The sequence below is a fragment of the Pseudomonas sp. SG-MS2 genome (genome assembly GCF_009933855.1).
Classification (GTDB): Bacteria; Pseudomonadota; Gammaproteobacteria; order Pseudomonadales; family Pseudomonadaceae; genus Aquipseudomonas; species Aquipseudomonas putida_E.
On sequence record NZ_MOMO01000037.1, the window covers coordinates 1 to 16,894 of the forward strand.

The 16,894-nt window shown below is 63.3% G+C and carries 15 protein-coding genes; 11 read left to right on the top strand and 4 right to left on the bottom strand.

Features of this window, described 5'->3' with window-relative positions; translation table 11 throughout:
* Window positions 1-1,565, top strand: a 1,565-nt coding sequence (locus tag BLX42_RS03010) for a TonB-dependent siderophore receptor (protein WP_161871107.1), incomplete at its 5' end; no start/stop codon positions are given.
* Here the strand turns inward: BLX42_RS03010 and BLX42_RS03015 are convergent.
* Window positions 1,562-2,437, bottom strand: a complete 876-nt coding sequence (locus BLX42_RS03015; protein WP_161871108.1) for an AraC family transcriptional regulator — start codon at window positions 2,435-2,437, stop codon at window positions 1,562-1,564. The genes BLX42_RS03010 and BLX42_RS03015 overlap by 4 nt on opposite strands.
* A 216-nt stretch (window positions 2,438-2,653) precedes the next feature.
* Here BLX42_RS03015 and BLX42_RS03020 point away from each other — a divergent pair, with 216 nt between their 5' ends.
* The 4 genes from BLX42_RS03020 to BLX42_RS03035 all read left to right on the top strand — a co-directional run bounded on the left by BLX42_RS03020 (window position 2,654) and on the right by BLX42_RS03035 (window position 6,460).
* Window positions 2,654-3,550 carry a DMT family transporter gene (locus BLX42_RS03020; protein ID WP_161871109.1) on the top strand — a complete coding sequence of 299 codons (897 nt, stop codon included), beginning with the start codon at window positions 2,654-2,656 and terminating at the stop codon, window positions 3,548-3,550.
* An 89-nt stretch (window positions 3,551-3,639) separates the two neighbouring features.
* A complete protein-coding gene (locus tag BLX42_RS03025; protein ID WP_161871110.1) occupies window positions 3,640-5,160 on the top strand; it encodes a glucosyltransferase domain-containing protein in 1,521 nt (506 codons plus the stop codon).
* On the top strand, window positions 5,154-5,525 hold the full coding sequence (locus BLX42_RS03030) for a GtrA family protein (RefSeq protein ID WP_161871111.1): 372 nt from the start codon (window positions 5,154-5,156) through the stop codon (window positions 5,523-5,525). The genes BLX42_RS03025 and BLX42_RS03030 overlap by 7 nt, the downstream gene beginning before the upstream one ends.
* Entirely contained in the window at window positions 5,522-6,460 is a 939-nt protein-coding gene (locus BLX42_RS03035; protein ID WP_046784798.1) for a glycosyltransferase family 2 protein, read from the top strand. Before BLX42_RS03030 ends, BLX42_RS03035 begins: the two co-directional genes overlap by 4 nt.
* Before the next feature lie 40 nt (window positions 6,461-6,500).
* Here the strand turns inward: BLX42_RS03035 and BLX42_RS03040 are convergent, their stop codons facing one another.
* Entirely contained in the window at window positions 6,501-7,475 is a 975-nt protein-coding gene (locus BLX42_RS03040) for a D-glycerate dehydrogenase (protein WP_046784799.1), read from the bottom strand.
* Between the two features lie 108 nt (window positions 7,476-7,583).
* Complete coding sequence (locus BLX42_RS03045) at window positions 7,584-8,531, bottom strand: LysR family transcriptional regulator (RefSeq protein ID WP_046784800.1); 948 nt, start codon at window positions 8,529-8,531, stop codon at window positions 7,584-7,586.
* Window positions 8,532-8,709: 178 nt separating this feature from the next.
* Here BLX42_RS03045 and BLX42_RS03050 point away from each other — a divergent pair, with 178 nt between their 5' ends.
* The 4 genes from BLX42_RS03050 to BLX42_RS03065 are packed head-to-tail and all read left to right on the top strand — an operon-like array spanning window position 8,710 to window position 13,498.
* Entirely contained in the window at window positions 8,710-10,239 is a 1,530-nt protein-coding gene (locus tag BLX42_RS03050; protein WP_161871112.1) for an efflux transporter outer membrane subunit, read from the top strand.
* A complete protein-coding gene (locus BLX42_RS03055; RefSeq protein ID WP_046784802.1) occupies window positions 10,236-12,413 on the top strand; it encodes an FUSC family protein in 2,178 nt (725 codons plus the stop codon). The genes BLX42_RS03050 and BLX42_RS03055 overlap by 4 nt, the downstream gene beginning before the upstream one ends.
* Before the next feature lie 4 nt (window positions 12,414-12,417).
* Complete coding sequence (locus BLX42_RS03060; protein ID WP_008097766.1) at window positions 12,418-12,618, top strand: DUF1656 domain-containing protein; 201 nt, start codon at window positions 12,418-12,420, stop codon at window positions 12,616-12,618.
* A 10-nt stretch (window positions 12,619-12,628) separates the two neighbouring features.
* Window positions 12,629-13,498 (top strand): HlyD family secretion protein, encoded by an 870-nt coding sequence (locus BLX42_RS03065; RefSeq protein ID WP_046784803.1) that lies wholly within the window; start codon window positions 12,629-12,631, stop codon window positions 13,496-13,498.
* A 22-nt stretch (window positions 13,499-13,520) separates the two neighbouring features.
* Here the strand turns inward: BLX42_RS03065 and BLX42_RS03070 are convergent, their stop codons facing one another.
* A complete protein-coding gene (locus BLX42_RS03070; RefSeq protein WP_161871113.1) occupies window positions 13,521-13,967 on the bottom strand; it encodes a universal stress protein in 447 nt (148 codons plus the stop codon).
* A 267-nt stretch (window positions 13,968-14,234) separates the two neighbouring features.
* Here BLX42_RS03070 and BLX42_RS03075 point away from each other — a divergent pair, with 267 nt between their 5' ends.
* Together BLX42_RS03075 and BLX42_RS03080 are read left to right on the top strand one after the other, a co-directional pair.
* Window positions 14,235-15,143 carry a LysR family transcriptional regulator gene (locus BLX42_RS03075; RefSeq protein WP_115273607.1) on the top strand — a complete coding sequence of 303 codons (909 nt, stop codon included), beginning with the start codon at window positions 14,235-14,237 and terminating at the stop codon, window positions 15,141-15,143.
* 135 nt (window positions 15,144-15,278) lie between these two features.
* A complete protein-coding gene (locus tag BLX42_RS03080; protein ID WP_161871114.1) occupies window positions 15,279-16,820 on the top strand; it encodes an MFS transporter in 1,542 nt (513 codons plus the stop codon).
* Window positions 16,821-16,894 lie beyond the last annotated feature (74 nt).

Sequence of the window (16,894 nt, forward strand, 5' to 3'; positions counted from 1 at the left end):
TCGACAGCACCGGGGCACTGGGCGACAGCAACTTCGCCTACCGTTTGATCGTCGATCATGAGGACGAGGATTACTGGCGCAACTATGGCGTGCACCGCGAATCGCTGGTGGCGCCGTCGCTGGCCTGGCTGGGCGAGGACACCCAAGTGGTGCTGGCTTATGAGCACCGCGAGTTTCTCTACCCGTTCGACCGGGGCACTGCGTTCGGCAGCAACGGCCACCCGCTGGACATTCCGGCCACGCGCCGCCTGGATGAACCCTTCAACGATATGGAAGGCCGCTCCGACCTGTATCGCCTTGAGGTCGACCACCAGTTGGCCGACGATTGGAAACTGCACGCTGGCTACAGCTTCAACCGCGAGACTTACGACGCAAGCCAAGTGCGCGTGACCGGCGTCAACGAAGCCAAGGGCACGCTCACGCGCAGCATCGATGGCACCCACAACGCCATGAGCCGCGACCAGTTCGCGACCCTCAGCCTCAATGGCAACGTCGAGCTGGCCGGAATGCAGCATGACCTGCTCATTGGCATTGATCACGAAGACCGCAAGGTCTTTCGCGGCGACCTGATTCGCCAGACCGCTCAGTCCACCTTCAGTTATGTGAACCCGGTCTATGGCCAGGAAGTGGAGGGCAGTACGGTGCGCGCCAGCGACAGCGATCAGACCGACAAGCTGCGCACCGAGGCGCTGTTCCTGCAGGACGCACTGCACCTGGACGAGCACTGGATACTGGTGGCCGGCGCCCGCTTTCAGCAGTACGACCAGTACGCCGGCCGCGGCCGGCCGTTCAAGGCCAATACCGACACCAGCGGCCAGGCCTGGGTACCGCATGCCGGCATCGTCTACAAGGTCGATGAGCAGTTGTCGTTCTATGGCAGTTACAGCGAGTCGTTCAAACCCAACTCCAGCATTGCCCCGCTGACCGGCGGTGTGGTGCTGGATTCGTCGATTGCGCCGGAAGAGGGCAAGTCGTGGGAGCTGGGGGCCAAGCTCGACATGCCTGGCAGCCTGACCGGCACCCTGGCGCTGTTCGACATCACCAAGCGCAACGTGCTGGTCTCCAACTTCGACAGCGGTACCGGCGAGACGGTCTACAGCAATGCGGGCGAGGTCAGTTCAAGGGGGGTGGAGCTTGACCTGACCGGACAGCTCAGTGAGCGTTGGAGCCTGATCGGCAGCTATGCCTTTACCGACGCCAAGGTGACCAAGGACCCGGACCTCGAGGGTAACCGCCTGCAGAACGTGGCCAGGCACAGTGGCTCATTGTCGGCGGTGTACGACTTCGGCAGCCTGTTCGGTGGCGACCGTTTGCGTTTCGGTGCCGGAGCCCGTCATGTCGGCGAGCGCCCGGGCAACTCGACCAACACCTTCGACTTGCCCAGCTACACCGTTGCCGATGCTTTCGCCACGTACGAGACCCGGCTCGACGAGCACAATGTGCGCCTGCAACTGAACGTGAAGAACCTGTTCGACAAGGTTTACTACAGCTCGGCGGTGAACCAGTACTTCGTTGCCATAGGTGATGCGCGCCAGGTGAGCCTGTCGAGTACCTTCGAGTTCTAGTGGCTGAAGGCGGCGCGATAGTCGCCAGGTGTCGCGCCGACTGCCTGGCGAAAGCGGTTGCTGAAATGGCTGGCACTGGCAAACCCGCACAGCAATGCAATGTCTCCCAATGGCAGCTGGCCCAGGCGCAGCAGCTGGCAGGCCCGATGCAGCCGGCGGGCCAGCAGGTACTGGTGTGGTGGCAAGCCGAAGCTGGTGCGGAACATGCGTGCGAAGTGATACTCGGAGAGGTTGCAACGCACGGCCAACTCACCGAGGGTGATGGGCTGATCCAGGTGTGCCTCGATGTATTCCACCAGTTGCCGGCGCAGGTTCGGTGCCAACCCGCCTTTGAGGCGTAACCCCTGGCGCAGCCCTACCTGGCTGAGCACGGCGTGATCGACGATCTCGTGTGCCAGGCTGCTGGCCAGCAAGCGCTCGCCTGGCTCTTCCCAGGCCAGGCTGATCAACTGGCGAAAACGCACCGACTGCCGTGGGTCGTCGAGAAATGTCGCTTCCTGCAGTTGCATCTCCCGCGGTTCCCGGTCGAGCAGGCGCACGCAGCCCAGGGCGAATTGCACCTCGCTGATGTACAGGTGCGCCAGGCGGATCTGCCCATTGACCACCCAGTTGGACTCGTGGCCGGCCGGCATGATGCACAATTTGTCCGGCGCCCCTTTGTCGGCTGGGCGCTGGCGGCGAAAGGTGCCGGTGCCGTGGGCGATGTAGCACGACAGCGTGTGGTGGCTGGGCGCCTGATAGTCGCGGGCATCGTCACGGTTGCTCCATAGCGCCGCCGCCAGCCCGTCGCCCAGGTGCGCGCTTAGTTCCAGCCTCGCGTGGGGCGAGGCATGCATGGCGTTGAACACGTGCAACTGGGTCAGTGGGGTCATGAGCGTTTCCTCTGTCGCCATCGTACTGCCGATGCGCCGAGGTGGCAGCTCCCTGAATGCTGAAAAGCGCAAGTTTGTGCAAGCGCACTTCACTGGCCGCAGAGAACACTGATGGCCCTGGCGAGGGCTGCGCCCTCGATCGCCGGCAAGCCAGCTCCCACAGGTTGGCCGCATGGTGCTCCCCGCAATGCATGGTCGTATGCCTAAGGAACCCCCATGAACCTTTCCCTGTACCTGCTCACTGTCCTGATCTGGGGTACCACCTGGATCGCCCTGAAACTGCAATTGGGTGAAGTGGCCATCCCGGTTTCGATCGTCTACCGCTTTGCCTTGGCCGGCCTGATTCTGTTCGCCATCCTGCTGCTCACCCGCCGCCTGCAGCCGATGAATCGGCGCGGTCATCTGCTGTGCCTGGCGCAGGGCCTGTGCCTGTTCTGCGTCAATTTCATGTGTTTCCTCACCGCCAGCCAGTGGATCGCCAGTGGCTTGATCGCCGTGGTGTTTTCCACTGCAACACTGTGGAATGCGCTGAACGCGCGCCTCTTTTTCGGCCAGAGGGTTGCCAGCAACGTACTCGGTGGCGGCGCGCTTGGCCTTTTGGGGTTGGGGCTGCTGTTCTGGCCTGAGCTGTCGCACCATGCGGCAAGCCGCGAAACGCTCTATGGTCTCGGCCTGGCCTTGCTCGGTACGTTGTGCTTTTCGGCAGGCAACATGCTGTCGAGCATGCAGCAGAAAGCTGGCCTCAAGCCCATGACCACCAATGCCTGGGGCATGGTCTATGGCGCCGCGATGCTGGCCGTGTATTGCCTGATCAGCGGTATTCCATTTGCGATGGAGTGGAACACGCGCTATGTCGGCTCGCTGCTGTACCTGGTGATACCGGGTTCAGTGATCGGCTTCACCGCGTACCTGACGTTGGTCGGGCGCATGGGCCCGGAGCGGGCTGCGTATTGCACGGTGCTGTTCCCGCTGGTGGCGCTTAACGTGTCGGCGTTTGCCGAGGGCTATCAATGGACAGCACCGGCTTTGCTCGGGCTGGTCGCTGTCATGGCGGGTAATGTGTTGGTGTTTCGCAAGCCCAAACCCACGCTGGCAGGTGCGGTTGCACGTTGAGCGCTGCGCAGCAACTGACATAAATGCCAGGTGTTGGCACGGGGTGGGCTGTTTAGACTTGCCCGGGAGCCATTAGCCCGGAAACGTCAATGTCACCATTGCTCTCCTGGAACAAGCGACTGTCGCATCGTCAGGTGCAGCTGCTCTGCCTGTTGGCCTTGGCGGTGCATCTATTGCCGCTGGTGCTTGCCGATTACGCCTATATCGATGATGTGTGGCGCGCCCAGAACGCTGGCCTCACGCCTACCGGCAATGAATCCTGGACAGGGCAGGGGCGCTTCCTGCTCTTTCTGATGCATCGCATGCTGGGCTTCTCTGTCGGGGCTGTGAATCTGTTCCCTTTGCCTATTCTGCTGGCTGCCAGCGTGACTGCACTGGCGCTCGCCCGGCTGGTGTCACATTACTTCCCGGCCCCCACGGCGACCTCTGTGCTGGTGGTATTGCCCTTATGGTACAACCCCTTCTTTCTGCAAAACCTGTCGTACCAATACGACGCACCCGGTATGGCGTTGGCGCTGGCTGCATGCGTCTGGGCCATCACGCTGAGTGCCGAGCGCTGGCAGCAGTGCCTGCTGGGCGGCGTGCTGGTGGCATGTGCCGCGAGTTTCTACCAGGTCAGCATCAACGTCTTCGCTGGCTTGTGTTGCCTCGAAATCATGCGTCAGGTGCTCGGCCATGCCGGGTTGCGTCAGGTCTGCCGTCATCTTTTCGGCCGGCTGACACAACTGCTCGGCGGGTGCCTGCTGTACTCGCTCACGGCCCATCAGTTCATAGATGTCCCCCGCACCGCGTTGCTGCCTCTGGATGCCCAGTGGTGGCCTGAGCTGTTGCGGCGCCTGGAAGTTATCTTGGGGCACGTGGCGTTGTTGATCACGCCAGGAACGGCGTGGGTGTTGATCGGCCTTTCGGGGCTGGCGCTTGTGGCGCTGCTGATCGCCTTGCGTGAGGTGTTGGTTGATCCACGCCCTGTATGGGAACGGGGGGTGTTGACGGCTGCGCTGCTGCTGCCCATCCCGGCTGTGGCGTTGCTGGTGTACGGCCTGATGATGGTGTTCGCGCATTTTGACGGTGGCGCACGCCTGTTGATGGGGTTCGGCGTGGTCTTGATGATGCTGGCACTGCTGGCCCATCGCCTACTGTCAGGGCTTGGCGGTCGGCTGAGGTGGCTGCTGGCTATTCCTGTGTTGTTCATGTTGTCATTTTCGTTTGCTTACGGCCGAACGCTGATCGTGCAGAAGGAACTGCAACGCATGGTGACGTCTTCGCTCGCCAATGCCATCCAAAGCCGGCCGCAGTTGTATGAAACCAATCGATTCTATGTTTTGGACATCGGTAGCAGCGCACGTTGGTTGCCTGCAGCCAGCGCCAGTTATGAACAGATGCCAGCGTTGCGTTATGTCCTGAACATCGATTTTCTGCTGTTGCCTGAGATGATGCCGCGCCTCGGGCTGGTCAACTTCACTACAAATCCCCCGCTCGACCGTGAGCAGGTACTTGCGCGCAGCCATGCAGCGGTGGTGAAGAGCACGTTTTTCGACATCCACCTGGTCGACGGTAACGGCTATGTGCTTATGAAAGCACCTGCCCAGAGCGAGGCCTACCGATGGTAACGACCCTGCGTTTCTACCGGTATGGCCTCATCGGTGTTGGAAATACGCTGTTGCACTGGGCGGTTTTCTTCCTGCTGCACCAGGCTGCCGGGCTGAGCCAGGCATCGAGCAACTTGCTGGCATTCGCAGTGGCTGTCAGTGCGTCCTATTACCTCAATGCTCGCTTCACGTTCGCCACCGCGCCGAGCAAGCTGCGTTACCTGGCGTTCGTATCGGGCATGGGTTGCCTGAGCCTGAGCATGGGGGCGCTATCGGACCGGGCTGGTTTGTCACCCTGGCTGACCTTGGTAGCTTTTTCAGCCGTCAGCCTGATCATCGGTTACGGCTACTCGCGGACAGTGGTGTTCAAGCGGAGGCAGCCATGAACATTACCTTGGTCGTGCCCCTGTACAACGAGCAGGACACCCTCGAACGGTTCTATCACACGGTGCGTAACGAGCCGTCTTTACAGGGCGTGGCGGTCGAGATCCTGCTGGTCAATGACGGCAGCAATGATGCCAGCGAGGCCATCTGCGCCGAGCTGGCGGCACGGGATGAATGGGTAACCGTCGTCAATTTCTCGCGTAATTTTGGCAAGGAGTCGGCGTTGTTCGCCGGCCTTGAGTACGCCGAGGGCGACGCCGTGGTGCCGATCGATGTCGACTTGCAGGACCCGGTCGAGCTTATCGCGCAGATGATCGATGTGTGGCAGCAAGGGGCGGAGGTCGTTCTGGCAAAGCGCCGTAGCCGTGCCGCTGACACACGGTTCAAACGGTGGAGCGCACGCTTGTACTACCGCCTGCACAACCGCATTGCCTCGACCCGGATCGAGGAGAACGTCGGTGATTTTCGCCTGCTGGACCGTAAAGTGGTAGCCGCCATCCGCCAGTTGCCGGAGCAGCAGTTGTTCATGAAAGGTGTGTTGTCCTGGGTAGGCTTTCGTACTGCCATCGTCGAATACGACCGGCCCGAACGTACGGCGGGCAACAGCAAGTTCAGCTTCTGGCGGCTGTGGAACCTGGCCCTGGATGGCATCACCTCGTTCAGCACTGTGCCTTTGCGGCTCTGGAGTTACGTGGGCGGAGGTGTATCGCTGTCGGCTTTTGCCTTTGCGGTGTACATGGTGATCGACAAACTGCTGTTCGGAAACGATGTGCCGGGCTATCCGTCGTTGATGACGGCAGTGCTGTTCCTTGGCGGTGTGCAGTTGATCGGTATCGGAATACTTGGGGAGTACATAGGGCGGATCTACCAGGAGACCAAACAGCGGCCCCGGTACGTGGTGCGCAAGGTGCTGAGGCGGCGCAGACAACCCACGTGAAGGTTGTCTGCGCAGGCCCCTTGGTGGGACAAACGCGTTATCAGCCCTTCCACACCTGCGGATTCACCAGGTCCTGCGGCCGCTCGCCCAGCAACGCCGCACGCAGGTTGTCCATTGCCCGGTTGGCCATGGCCTCACGGGTTTCGGCGGTGGCCGAGCCGATGTGTGGCAGCGTCAGGGCATTGGGCAATTTGAACAGCGGCGATTCGCTAAGCGGCTCTTTCTCGTAGACATCCAGACCAGCGCCGCGAATGGTGCCGTTGTGCAGGGCCTCGACCAGCGCTGCCTCGTCTACCACAGGGCCACGGGCAATGTTGATCAGGAAGGCGCTCGGCTTCATCAGCTTCAGCTCGCGAGCACCGATCAGCTTGCGGGTGGCGTCGGACAGCGGCACCACGATGCAGACGAAATCGGACTCTGCCAGCAGTTGTTCGAGGCTGCGGTATTGCGCCCCCAGTTCCTGCTCCAGCGCCGGTTTGCGGCTGTTGCCGGCATACAGCACCGACATGTTGAAGCCGAAGCGGCCACGGCGGGCGACGGCCGCGCCGATGTTGCCCAGGCCGACGATACCCAGTGTCTTGCCGTACACATCGCTGCCGAAGTGCGCCGGGCCGACGGTGGCCTGCCATTGGCCGGCCTTGGTCCAGGCGTCCAGTTCGGCCGTGCGCCGTGCGCAGCCCATGATCAGCGAAAAGCCCAGGTCGGCGGTGCTTTCAGTGAGTACATCGGGGGTATTGGTCAGGGCGATGCCGCGCTCGTTGAAGTAGTCGACGTCGTAGTTGTCGTAGCCCACCGATACGCTGGACACCACTTCCAGTTTGGCTGCCCCCTCGAGCTGCGCGCGGCCGAGCTTGCGACCGGCGCCGATCAGGCCGTGGGCTTGGGGCAAAGCTTCATTGAACTGGGCACTGATGTCGCCGAGCTTGGGGTTCGGCACGATCACGTTGAAATCTTGCTGCAGGCGCTCGGCCATGGCCGGGGTGATACGGCTGAAGGCCAGGACGGTCTTTTTCATCGGGCTACTTCCAACGCAAAAGCTACAAGCTACAAGCTACAAGCTTCAAGCCGCAAGAAAAAGCAGCGCGTGCACCAATCTGCTTTTTCTTGCCGCTTGCAACTGCTTTCAGTTCGCGATCAGCAACTCGTGGGTTTTCAGGTCCGCTTCATGGGCTGCGAGAATCTCTGGCAACGAGTTGCGCAGGTACTCAACCCAGGTCTTGATCTTCGCATCCAGGTACTGGCGCGACGGGTAGATCGCATACAGGTTCAGTTCCTGCAGCCGGTAGTCCGGCATCACCCGCACCAGGCTGCCATCACGCAAACCATCGATGGCCGAGTAGATCGGCAGCACGCCCATGCCCATGCCGCTGCGAATCGCGGTTTTCATCGCGTCGGCCGAGTTGACCTGGAACGGCGAGCTGGTGATGTTGACCAGTTCCTGGCCTTCCGGGCCGTCGAACAACCACTTTTCCAGCGGGATCACCGGGCTGACCATGCGCAGGCAGGCATGCTGCAGCAGGTCGACCGGCTTGTGCGCGAAGCCGTGCCTGGCCACGTACTCGGGCGAGGCGCAGACGATGCTGTAGGTGATGCCCAGGCGCTGCGACACGAAACCTGAGTCCGGCAGCTCGGTGGCCAGTACGATGGACACGTCATAGCCTTCGTCGAGCAGGTCGGGGACGCGGTTGGCCATGGTCAGGTCGAAGGTCACGTCCGGGTGCGACTCGCGGTAGCGGGCGATGGCATCGACCACGAAGTGCTGGCCGACCCCGGTCATCGAATGCACCTTCAATTGCCCGGCAGGCCGGGCATGCGCGTCGCTTGCCTCGGCTTCGGCTTCTTCGACATAGGTGAGGATCTGTTCACAGCGCATCAGGTAACGCTTGCCCGCCTCGGTCAGGGCGATGCGCCGGGTGGTGCGGTTGAGCAGCCGGGTTTGCAGATGGGCTTCCAGATTGGAGACCGCCCGCGACACGTTCGCGGTAGTCGTATCCAGTTGCGCCGCAGCGGCAGTGAAACTGCCAAGCTGGGCTACGCAACTGAAAGCACGCATGTTTTGCAGGGTGTCCATGGGTCACTCTCAAGGTAGAGGGCAAATTGTGTCACGAAGTTAGTTGCATGTGCCTTCGACCAAAGCCGGATTATCGCTGTTTTGGTAACAAAGATTCGCAGGAATCTGCGCTTATCGCCAGTGCGGCCGCCCCCTAGAATTGCCCAGCCCTCCACCTCTTCCTCGGGAAATCGCAGCTGTGCCGCGTCGCATCATCAGAACGCTTCAGGCGTTCAGTGCCTGTGCCCTTAGCCTCACCTTGAGCGGCTGTATCGGAACCTGGGGCATTGCCCCACAAAGCAAGACCCTCCAAGCCAATACCCTGACCACCGATGCGGCCATCCGCGAAGCCGCCAGCGATGCCCACTGGCCCGACCAGCAGTGGTGGCACGCCTACCGTGATCCACAGCTCGATCGTTGGCTCGACCTGGCTATGGCCGGTAGCCCGACCCTGGCCATGGCGGCAGCGCGGGTGCGCGCAGCCAAGGCCATGGCCGGTGTGGTCGAGTCGGCAGAAAAGCTGCAGGCCAACGGCCAGGCGTCGCTCAAACGCCACAACTGGCCTGAAGACCAGTTCTATGGCCCTGGCGCACTGTCGGGTGCCAACACCTGGGACAACAACGCCGCCATCGGCTTCAGCTATGCCCTGGACCTCTGGGGGCGCGAGCGCAATGCCAGCGAACAGGCCGTGGACCAGGCACACATGAGCGTGGCCGAGGCCCGCCAGGCGCAACTGGAACTGCAGAACAATGTGGTGCGTGCCTACATTCAGCTCAGCCTGCACTTCGCCCAGCGCGACATCGTCAAGGCCCAGCTGGAGCAGCAGGAGCAGATCCTGGCTTTGGCCAAGCGCCGCCTGGACGGTGGTATCGGTACCCATTTTGAGGTCAGCCAGGCCGAAGCACCGTTGCCCGAAACCCACCGCCAACTGGATAGCCTGGACGAAGAAATCGCCCTTACCCGCAACCAGCTGGCCGCGCTGGCGGGCAAGGGGCCGGGTGAGGGCTCGCAGATCCAGCGCCCCAGCCTGGCCCTCGCCGCCCCTTTGAAACTGCCGTCGGCCCTGCCGGCCGAGCTGGTCGGCCAGCGCCCCGACGTGGTCGCCAGCCGCTGGCAGGTGGCCGCGCAGGCGCGTGGTATCGACGTCGCCCACGCCGGCTTCTTCCCCAACGTCGACCTGGTCGGCAGCCTGGGCTTCATGGCCACCGGTGGCGGGCCGCTGGAATTCCTCACCGGGCGCAAGTTCAACTACAACGTCGGGCCGGCCATCAGCCTGCCGGTCTTCGACGGCGGCCGCTTGCGCTCGCAGCTGGGTGTGGCCTCGGCGGGCTATGACGTGGCCGTGGCGCACTACAACCAGACGGTCATCGGCGCGCTGAAGAACATTTCCGACCAGTTGATCCGCCGTGAGTCGATGAAGGAGCAGGCCCACTTCGCCGCCGAATCCGTGGCCGCTGCACAGAAAACCTACGATATTGCCATGGTCGCCTTCCAACGCGGCCTGACCGACTACCTCAACGTGCTCAATGCCCAGACCTTGCTGCTGCGTCAGCAGCAGGTGCAGCAGCAGGTGCAGGCCGCGCGCCTGATCGCCCATGCCGAGCTGGTGACCGCGCTGGGCGGTGGCCTGCAGGCCGGCAAGGACGTGCCTGAGCAGGAGCGCCAGGCGGCGCCGAAAACCCCGGCCACCCTGGCTGTTTTCGAACGCAAACCGGACCACGCCGAATGAGTACATCGAGCTTGCCCCTGCGCTGGCTGCACAGCCTGGAGTGGCGCCGTGGCTTCTTTGCCTGGGCGCGTACCGACGGGGTGACCTGGGTCTACATCTTCAAGGTGCTCGCCGCTGCGTTCATCACCTTGTGGCTGGCCATGCGCCTGGAGCTGCCGCAGCCGCGCACGGCGATGATCACCGTGTTCATCGTCATGCAGCCGCAGAGCGGCCATGTCTTCGCCAAGAGCTTCTACCGGGTGCTCGGCACCCTGGCCGGCTCGGCGATGATGGTGGCGCTGATCGCCCTGTTCCCGCAGAACACGGAGCTGTTCCTGCCCAGCCTGGCGCTGTGGGTGGGCCTGTGTTCGGCGGGCGCCATGCGCTACCGCACCTTGCGCGCCTATGGCTTCGTGCTGGCCGGTTACACCGCAGCCATGATCGGCCTGCCGGTGCTGGAGCACCCTGACCAGGCGTTCATGGCAGCGGTGTGGCGCGTGCTGGAGATTGCCCTGGGCATTCTCGTCTCGACCTTCGTCAGCGCCGCGATCCTGCCGCAATCGGCCAGCGCCGCCATGCGCAATGCGTTGTACCAGCGTTTTGGTGTGTTCGCCGGGGTGGTGGTCGAGGCCTTGCGCGGTGACAGCCAGCGTGACCGTTTCGAAACCAGCAACGTGCGTTTCGTCGCCGAGGCGGTCGGCCTGGAGAGCCTGCGCAACGTCACCGCCTTCGAAGACCCGCACATGCGCAGGCGCTCTGGCCGGCTGGTGCGCATGAACAGTGAGTTCATGGCCATCACCACGCGCTTCAACGCCCTGCACCGGTTGCTTGAGCGCTTGCGCGCCCGCGGCCCGCTGCAGATCGTCGGGGCCATCGAGCCGGGCCTGAACACCTTGGTCGAGCTGCTTGAGCCCTATGTAGGGCGTGCGCTGACCGATGCCGATGCACTGCGCCTGACGCTGGAACTGGCGGCCTACAAAGAGGGCCTGCAGGCTCAGGTACGCGGCCTGCGCGCCGAGTACCTGCTGACCGAGCCCAGCGAGTCCGACCTGCTGGATTTCCATACCGCTTTCGAACTGCTCTATCGCTTCGTCGACGAGATGTACAGCTACGCCGAAACCCATGCCTCCCTGGCCGCGCACACGCACGCGCGCGAGCAGTGGGACGAGCCTTACGTGGCCCGGACCAGCTGGCTGGTGTCGCTGGCCGCTGGCGTGCGCGCCTCGGCGGTGCTGTTGCTGCTGGGTAGCTACTGGCTGCTCAGCGACTGGCCCAGCGGGGCCATGATGACCTTGATCGCCACCGTCACCGTGGGCCTGTCGGCGGCTTCGCCGAACCCCAAGCGCATGTCGTTCCAAATGGCCTGCGGCACGGCGATCGGCGCGTTCGTCGGCTTCTTCGAAACCTTCTTCGTGTTCCCCTGGATCGATGGTTTCCCGCTGCTGTGCATGGTCCTGGCGCCGGTGTTCGTGCTCGGCGCGTTCCTGTCTTCGCGGCCGGCTTACGCAGGTTACGGCATAGGCCTGCTGGTGTTCTTCGCCATCGGTTCGGTGCCCAACAACCTGACCGTGTACGACCCTTACACCTTCATCAACGACTACATCGGCATGGTCATCGGCATGTTCGTCTGCGCTGCAGCCGGGGCGATCATCCTGCCGCCCAACAGCCGCTGGTTGTGGAGCCGCCTGGAGCAGGAGCTGCGCGAGCAGGTGCTGTTCGCCATCAGCGGTCGCCTGCGCGGTCTGGGCTCGGCTTTCGAAAGCCGCACCCGTGACCTGTTGCACCAGGCCTATGGCCTGGCTGCCGGCAAGCCGCAGGTACAAAGCCAGCTGATGGGCTGGATGTTCACCGTGCTGGAAATCGGCCACGCGGTCATCGAGCTGCGCAAGGAGCAGGCCCGCGCACCAATCCACCCGGCGTATGCCGAGTCGCAGCCGTGGCGCCAGGCCATCCGTGTCATGGGCCGCGCCTTGGCACGACTGTTCCTGCAGCCCAGCGCCAGCAACCACGAGCGCGCGCTGGTGGCGGTGGACCACGCCATCAGCCGCGTGCAGGCCACTGACGAACCCTTCGCCCGGCACTTCGACACCTCGGTGTTACGCCGCGCGCAGAGCTACCTGCACTTCATCCGTTCCTCCCTGCTCGACCCACAGTCGCCGTTGGCTACGACGAAAGGATTGCACGATGTTCCGTGAAATCATGCCCCGTGAGATCGCTTTTCATGGCGTGTACATGCCCACCATGACCTTGATGTTCCTGTTCGCCCTGGGCCTGGCCTGGGGCCTGGACCGCTTCATTGCCAGCCATGATGGCTACCGCTTCTTCTGGCACCCGGCGCTGTTGCGCCTGAGCCTGTTCGTCTGCCTGTTCGGCGCCCTGGCGCTGTCGCTCTACTGGTGAGAATCCTTCGATGAAAAAGTTCTTCAGCCTGATCGCTACCTTGCTGGTGCTGACCGCTGCCGTGGTGATCGGTCGCCAGTTGTGGCTGCACTACATGACCACGCCCTGGACCCGTGACGGCCGCGTGCGGGCCGACATCATCAATGTCGCCGCCGACGTGCCCGGTTATGTAGTGGACGTACCGGTCAAGGATAACCAGCGGGTGAAGAAGGGCGACCTGCTGATCCGCATCGACCCCGAGCACTACCAGCTGGCTGTCGACCAGGCCAAGGCGCTGGTCGCCTCGCGCAAGGCCACCTGGGAGATGCGCAAGGTCAACGCCCGGCGCCGTGCCGACATGGACAACCTGGTGATCTCCAAGGAAAACCGCGACGACGCCAGCAACATCGCCAACGCCGCCCTGGCCGACTATCAACAGGCCCAGGCAGCATTGGCAGCGGCCGAGCTGAACCTCAAGCGCACCCGGATCGTTGCCACGGTCGATGGTTACGTGACCAACCTGAATATCCACAAAGGTGACTATGCGCGGACCGGTGAGGCGGTGATGGCAGTGGTCGATGAAAACTCGTTCTGGGTTTACGGCTTCTTTGAGGAAACCAAGCTGCCGCACGTGAAGGTGGGTGACCAGGCTGAGCTGCAGATGATGAGCGGCGAACGGCTCAAGGGCCATGTGCAGAGCATCGCCCGCGGTATCTACGACCGCGACAACCCGCAGAGCCGCGAGCTGATTGCCGATGTGAACCCGACCTTCAACTGGGTGCGCCTGGCCCAGCGCGTGCCGGTGCGGATTCACATTGATGAAGTGCCGGACGGGTTTCTGCTGGCGGCGGGGACGACGTGCACGGTGGTGGTGAAACCGAGCGAGGGTGGAGCGGGCTAGCTAAACCACGTTCAATCAAACCCTAGGCCGGGCCTACCATTACCGGTATTTCGACACGGTCAATCACCTTCGCGCTGATCGACGGATCCAGCATCCGCCCCAGCCGTGACAGGTGCCGGTGGCCCATGATGATCAGCTCGCATTGCAGTTCCCGTGCCTTGGCGACAATGGCCTCGACCGGTTGCCCGGCGACCATGCAGCCGTGGCTGGTGAAGCCGGCCTGCTTTAGCCATGCAACAGCCTCGGCCACGGCGCGGTCGCCCAGGCGTTGCTCCTCACAGGCGGCAGGGTATTGCTCCAGTTCCTCGGCGGTGTAGGGCGCAGGCTTGTCGTGCACCGCGAAAGTCGAGTCGATGGCCAGCAGTACGTGCAGTTCGTGTTCGTCGGGCCGGCAGTAGCGGCGGGCGAGGGTGAGCAGGGCGGTCGAGGCAGGGGACGCGTCGATGGCGATCAGGACGGGGCTGGGCATGGAGGTTCCTTGCTGAAAAACTGGCTGGTCGGTTGCCTGTACCGCCCCATCGCCGGCAAGCCGGCCCACAAGTAATGCACCGATCGCAGGGCAGTGGGGCACCTGTAGGAGCCGGCTTGCCGGCGATAGGGCCGGTACAGCCACAGCATCATTTATGGCCCATCTCGCCCTCGAGATAAATGCCCCTCCACGCACGAACGCATTGCGTCTGGTGCAATCATGCGACCTGTTAACATCGCGTTCCCACAACTGCCACGGAAATCGGCCATGCCACTCCCGGACATGAACCTGCTCGTCGCCCTTGACGCCCTGCTCGATGAAGGCAGTGTGGTCGGTGCGGCGCAGCGCATGAACCTCAGCCCGGCGGCGATGAGCCGGACCCTCGGGCGTATCCGCGATGCCTTGGGCGACCCGATCCTGGTACGCGCGGGTCGTGGCCTGGTACCGACACCTCGGGCGCTGGCCCTGCGCGAGCAGGTGGCGGCGCTGGTGGAGCAGGCCGGTGAGGTGTTCCGCAGTGCTGCAGAGGTGGATTTGCCCAAGCTCGACCGAGCCTTCAACATCCGCACCAATGACCTGTTCATTGCCCTGTATGGCGCCATGCTGTTGCGCCGCATGCATGAGCAGGCCCCGCGCACGGTCCTGCGCTTCGTGCCCGAGAGCCCCGGCGGTGATGACGATAGCGTGCTGCGCGACGGGCGCACCGACCTGATCATCAGCTCGACCGTCGACCTGGGCCCGGAGATCAAGGTGCAGAGCCTGTTCCAGACCTACTACGTGGGTTTGGCGCGGCGCGACCATCCCATATTCGACCAGCCGATCACACCGCAGAGTTTTGCCAGTTATCCACAGATCAGCGTATCCAGGCGTGGCCGCGCCAATGGGCCGATTGACGTCGAACTGGCCAACTTCAAGGTGCAGCGGCGCGTGGCGCTGATCACGCCGAGCTTCCACTCGGCGTTGTTCTCGCTGCCGGATTCGGACCTGATCCTGCCGATGCCCGCCAATATCCTCAACAGTGTGCACAAGCTCGGCTTGCCGTTGCGCTCGTTCGAGATCCCGGTGCCGCTGGAGCGGGTAACCGTGCTGCAGGCCTGGCACCCGCGTTATCACAACGATCCGGCCCACCGCTGGTTGCGGCAGATCCTGAAAACCTGCTGCAGTGTCGATCCATAAACCCGCTTCGCCCTACGGCGGCTGGGGCGGATTGCGTCATACGCAATATAAAGCTGCCGATAAGTCAGTTTTCGTAAGCATTCGACTTTCTTAGACTTGCCCCAGCCATAAAATTGTTGCTGGAGTTGTCTACCCATGAGTTCCCTGTCCGCCCCTGCCACCGCGATCGCCGCCGCCCCCGCGCCGGCTGCGCCCGTGCAGTCGGCGTTCGGCCTGCGCGTGGTGGTCGGGCTGTTCGGCGTGTTGCTGGCCGTGCTGTGCGCCGGCCTCAACGAGTCGGTGACCAAGATTTCCCTGGCCGATATCCGCGGGGGCATGGGCATCGGCGCCGACGAGGGCGCCTGGCTGCTGGCGGTGTACAGCGCCGCGTCGGTTTCGGCCATGGCCTTCGCGCCGTGGCTGGCCACTACCTTCTCCTTGCGCCGCTTCACCATGAGCGCGGTCGGGCTGTTTGCGCTGCTGGGGTTGCTGCAGCCGTTGGCCCCCAACCTGCACAGCCTCATGCTGCTGCGCATCCTTCAGGGTTTTGCAGCGGGCGCCTTGCCACCGATGCTCATGAGCGTGGCGCTGCGTTTTCTGCCGCCGGGCATCAAGGTCTACGGCCTGGCCTGCTATGCCCTGACGGCCACCTTCGGGCCCAACCTCGGCACGCCGCTGGCCGGGTTGTGGACCGAGTACGTTGGGTGGCAGTGGGCGTTCTGGCAGATCATCCTGCCCTCGGCCCTGGCCATGTGCTGTGTCGGCTGGGGCTTGCCGCAGGACCCGCTGCGCCTGGAGCGCTTCAAGCAGTTCGACTGGCGCGGCGTGTTGCTGGGCCTGCCGGCCATCAGCTGCATTGTCCTGGGCCTGTCGCTAGGGGACCGCTGGGGCTGGTTCGATTCGCCGCTGATCTGCTGGCTGCTGGGCGGGGGTGTGCTGTTGCTGGTGCTGTTCCTGTACAACGAATGGTCCGAGCCGCTGCCGTTCTTCCAGTTGCGCATGCTGTCGCGCCGCAACCTGAGCTTCGCGCTGGTCACCCTGGCCGGCGTGTTGGTGGTGCTTTCCGGTGTGGGCAGCATTCCCTCTGCCTACCTTGCGCAAATCCAAGGGTATCGCCCGGCGCAAACCAGCCCGCTGATGATGCTGGTGGCCATGCCGCAACTGATTGCCCTGCCGTTGACGGCGGCACTGTGCAACCTGCGTGCGGTGGACTGCCGCTGGGTGCTGGCCACGGGGCTGGCGATGCTGGCGCTGTCGTGCATCGGCAGCAGCCTGCTGACCTCCGAGTGGATCCGTGGTGATTTCTACCCTTTCTACCTGCTTCAGGTGTTCGGCCAACCGATGGCGGTACTGCCGCTGCTGATGCTCTCCACCAATGGCATGAGCCCGCAGGAAGGCCCATTCGCCTCCAGCTGGTTCAACACCGTCAAGGGGCTCGCCGCAGTGATCGCCGGAGGCCTGCTGGATGCCCTCGGCACGCTGCGCCGACACTTTCATTCCAACCACCTGGTGGACAGCCTGGGCAACGCCCCGCTGATCGATGACAACGCTGCGGGCCTTGCCAAGCGTATCCATGACCAGGCGCTGGTGCTGACTTCGGCCGACCTTTACCTGGTCATGGCCGGTATCGCCGTGGCGCTGATCTGCCTGATTCCTTTCGTGCCTACCCGGGTCTACCCACCGCGCGCGGTGACCTGAGCCCGGATGAATTCGAGACCGCTGAAAATGACCAACAAGCGCAAGACAATCGTGATCGGCTCGGTACTGGCCGT

Coding starts and splice junctions, on each gene's coding strand:
- BLX42_RS03065 (WP_046784803.1), top strand. CDS start 12,629: ATGAAAAAGTTCTTCAGCCTGATCGCTACCTTGCTGGTGCTGACCGCT.
- BLX42_RS03040 (WP_046784799.1), bottom strand. CDS start 7,475: ATGAAAAAGACCGTCCTGGCCTTCAGCCGTATCACCCCGGCCATGGCC.
- BLX42_RS03025 (WP_161871110.1), top strand. CDS start 3,640: ATGTCACCATTGCTCTCCTGGAACAAGCGACTGTCGCATCGTCAGGTG.
- BLX42_RS03020 (WP_161871109.1), top strand. CDS start 2,654: ATGAACCTTTCCCTGTACCTGCTCACTGTCCTGATCTGGGGTACCACC.
- BLX42_RS03060 (WP_008097766.1), top strand. CDS start 12,418: ATGCCCCGTGAGATCGCTTTTCATGGCGTGTACATGCCCACCATGACC.
- BLX42_RS03035 (WP_046784798.1), top strand. CDS start 5,522: ATGAACATTACCTTGGTCGTGCCCCTGTACAACGAGCAGGACACCCTC.
- BLX42_RS03080 (WP_161871114.1), top strand. CDS start 15,279: ATGAGTTCCCTGTCCGCCCCTGCCACCGCGATCGCCGCCGCCCCCGCG.
- BLX42_RS03045 (WP_046784800.1), bottom strand. CDS start 8,531: ATGGACACCCTGCAAAACATGCGTGCTTTCAGTTGCGTAGCCCAGCTT.
- BLX42_RS03055 (WP_046784802.1), top strand. CDS start 10,236: ATGAGTACATCGAGCTTGCCCCTGCGCTGGCTGCACAGCCTGGAGTGG.
- BLX42_RS03070 (WP_161871113.1), bottom strand. CDS start 13,967: ATGCCCAGCCCCGTCCTGATCGCCATCGACGCGTCCCCTGCCTCGACC.
- BLX42_RS03075 (WP_115273607.1), top strand. CDS start 14,235: ATGCCACTCCCGGACATGAACCTGCTCGTCGCCCTTGACGCCCTGCTC.
- BLX42_RS03015 (WP_161871108.1), bottom strand. CDS start 2,437: ATGACCCCACTGACCCAGTTGCACGTGTTCAACGCCATGCATGCCTCG.
- BLX42_RS03030 (WP_161871111.1), top strand. CDS start 5,154: ATGGTAACGACCCTGCGTTTCTACCGGTATGGCCTCATCGGTGTTGGA.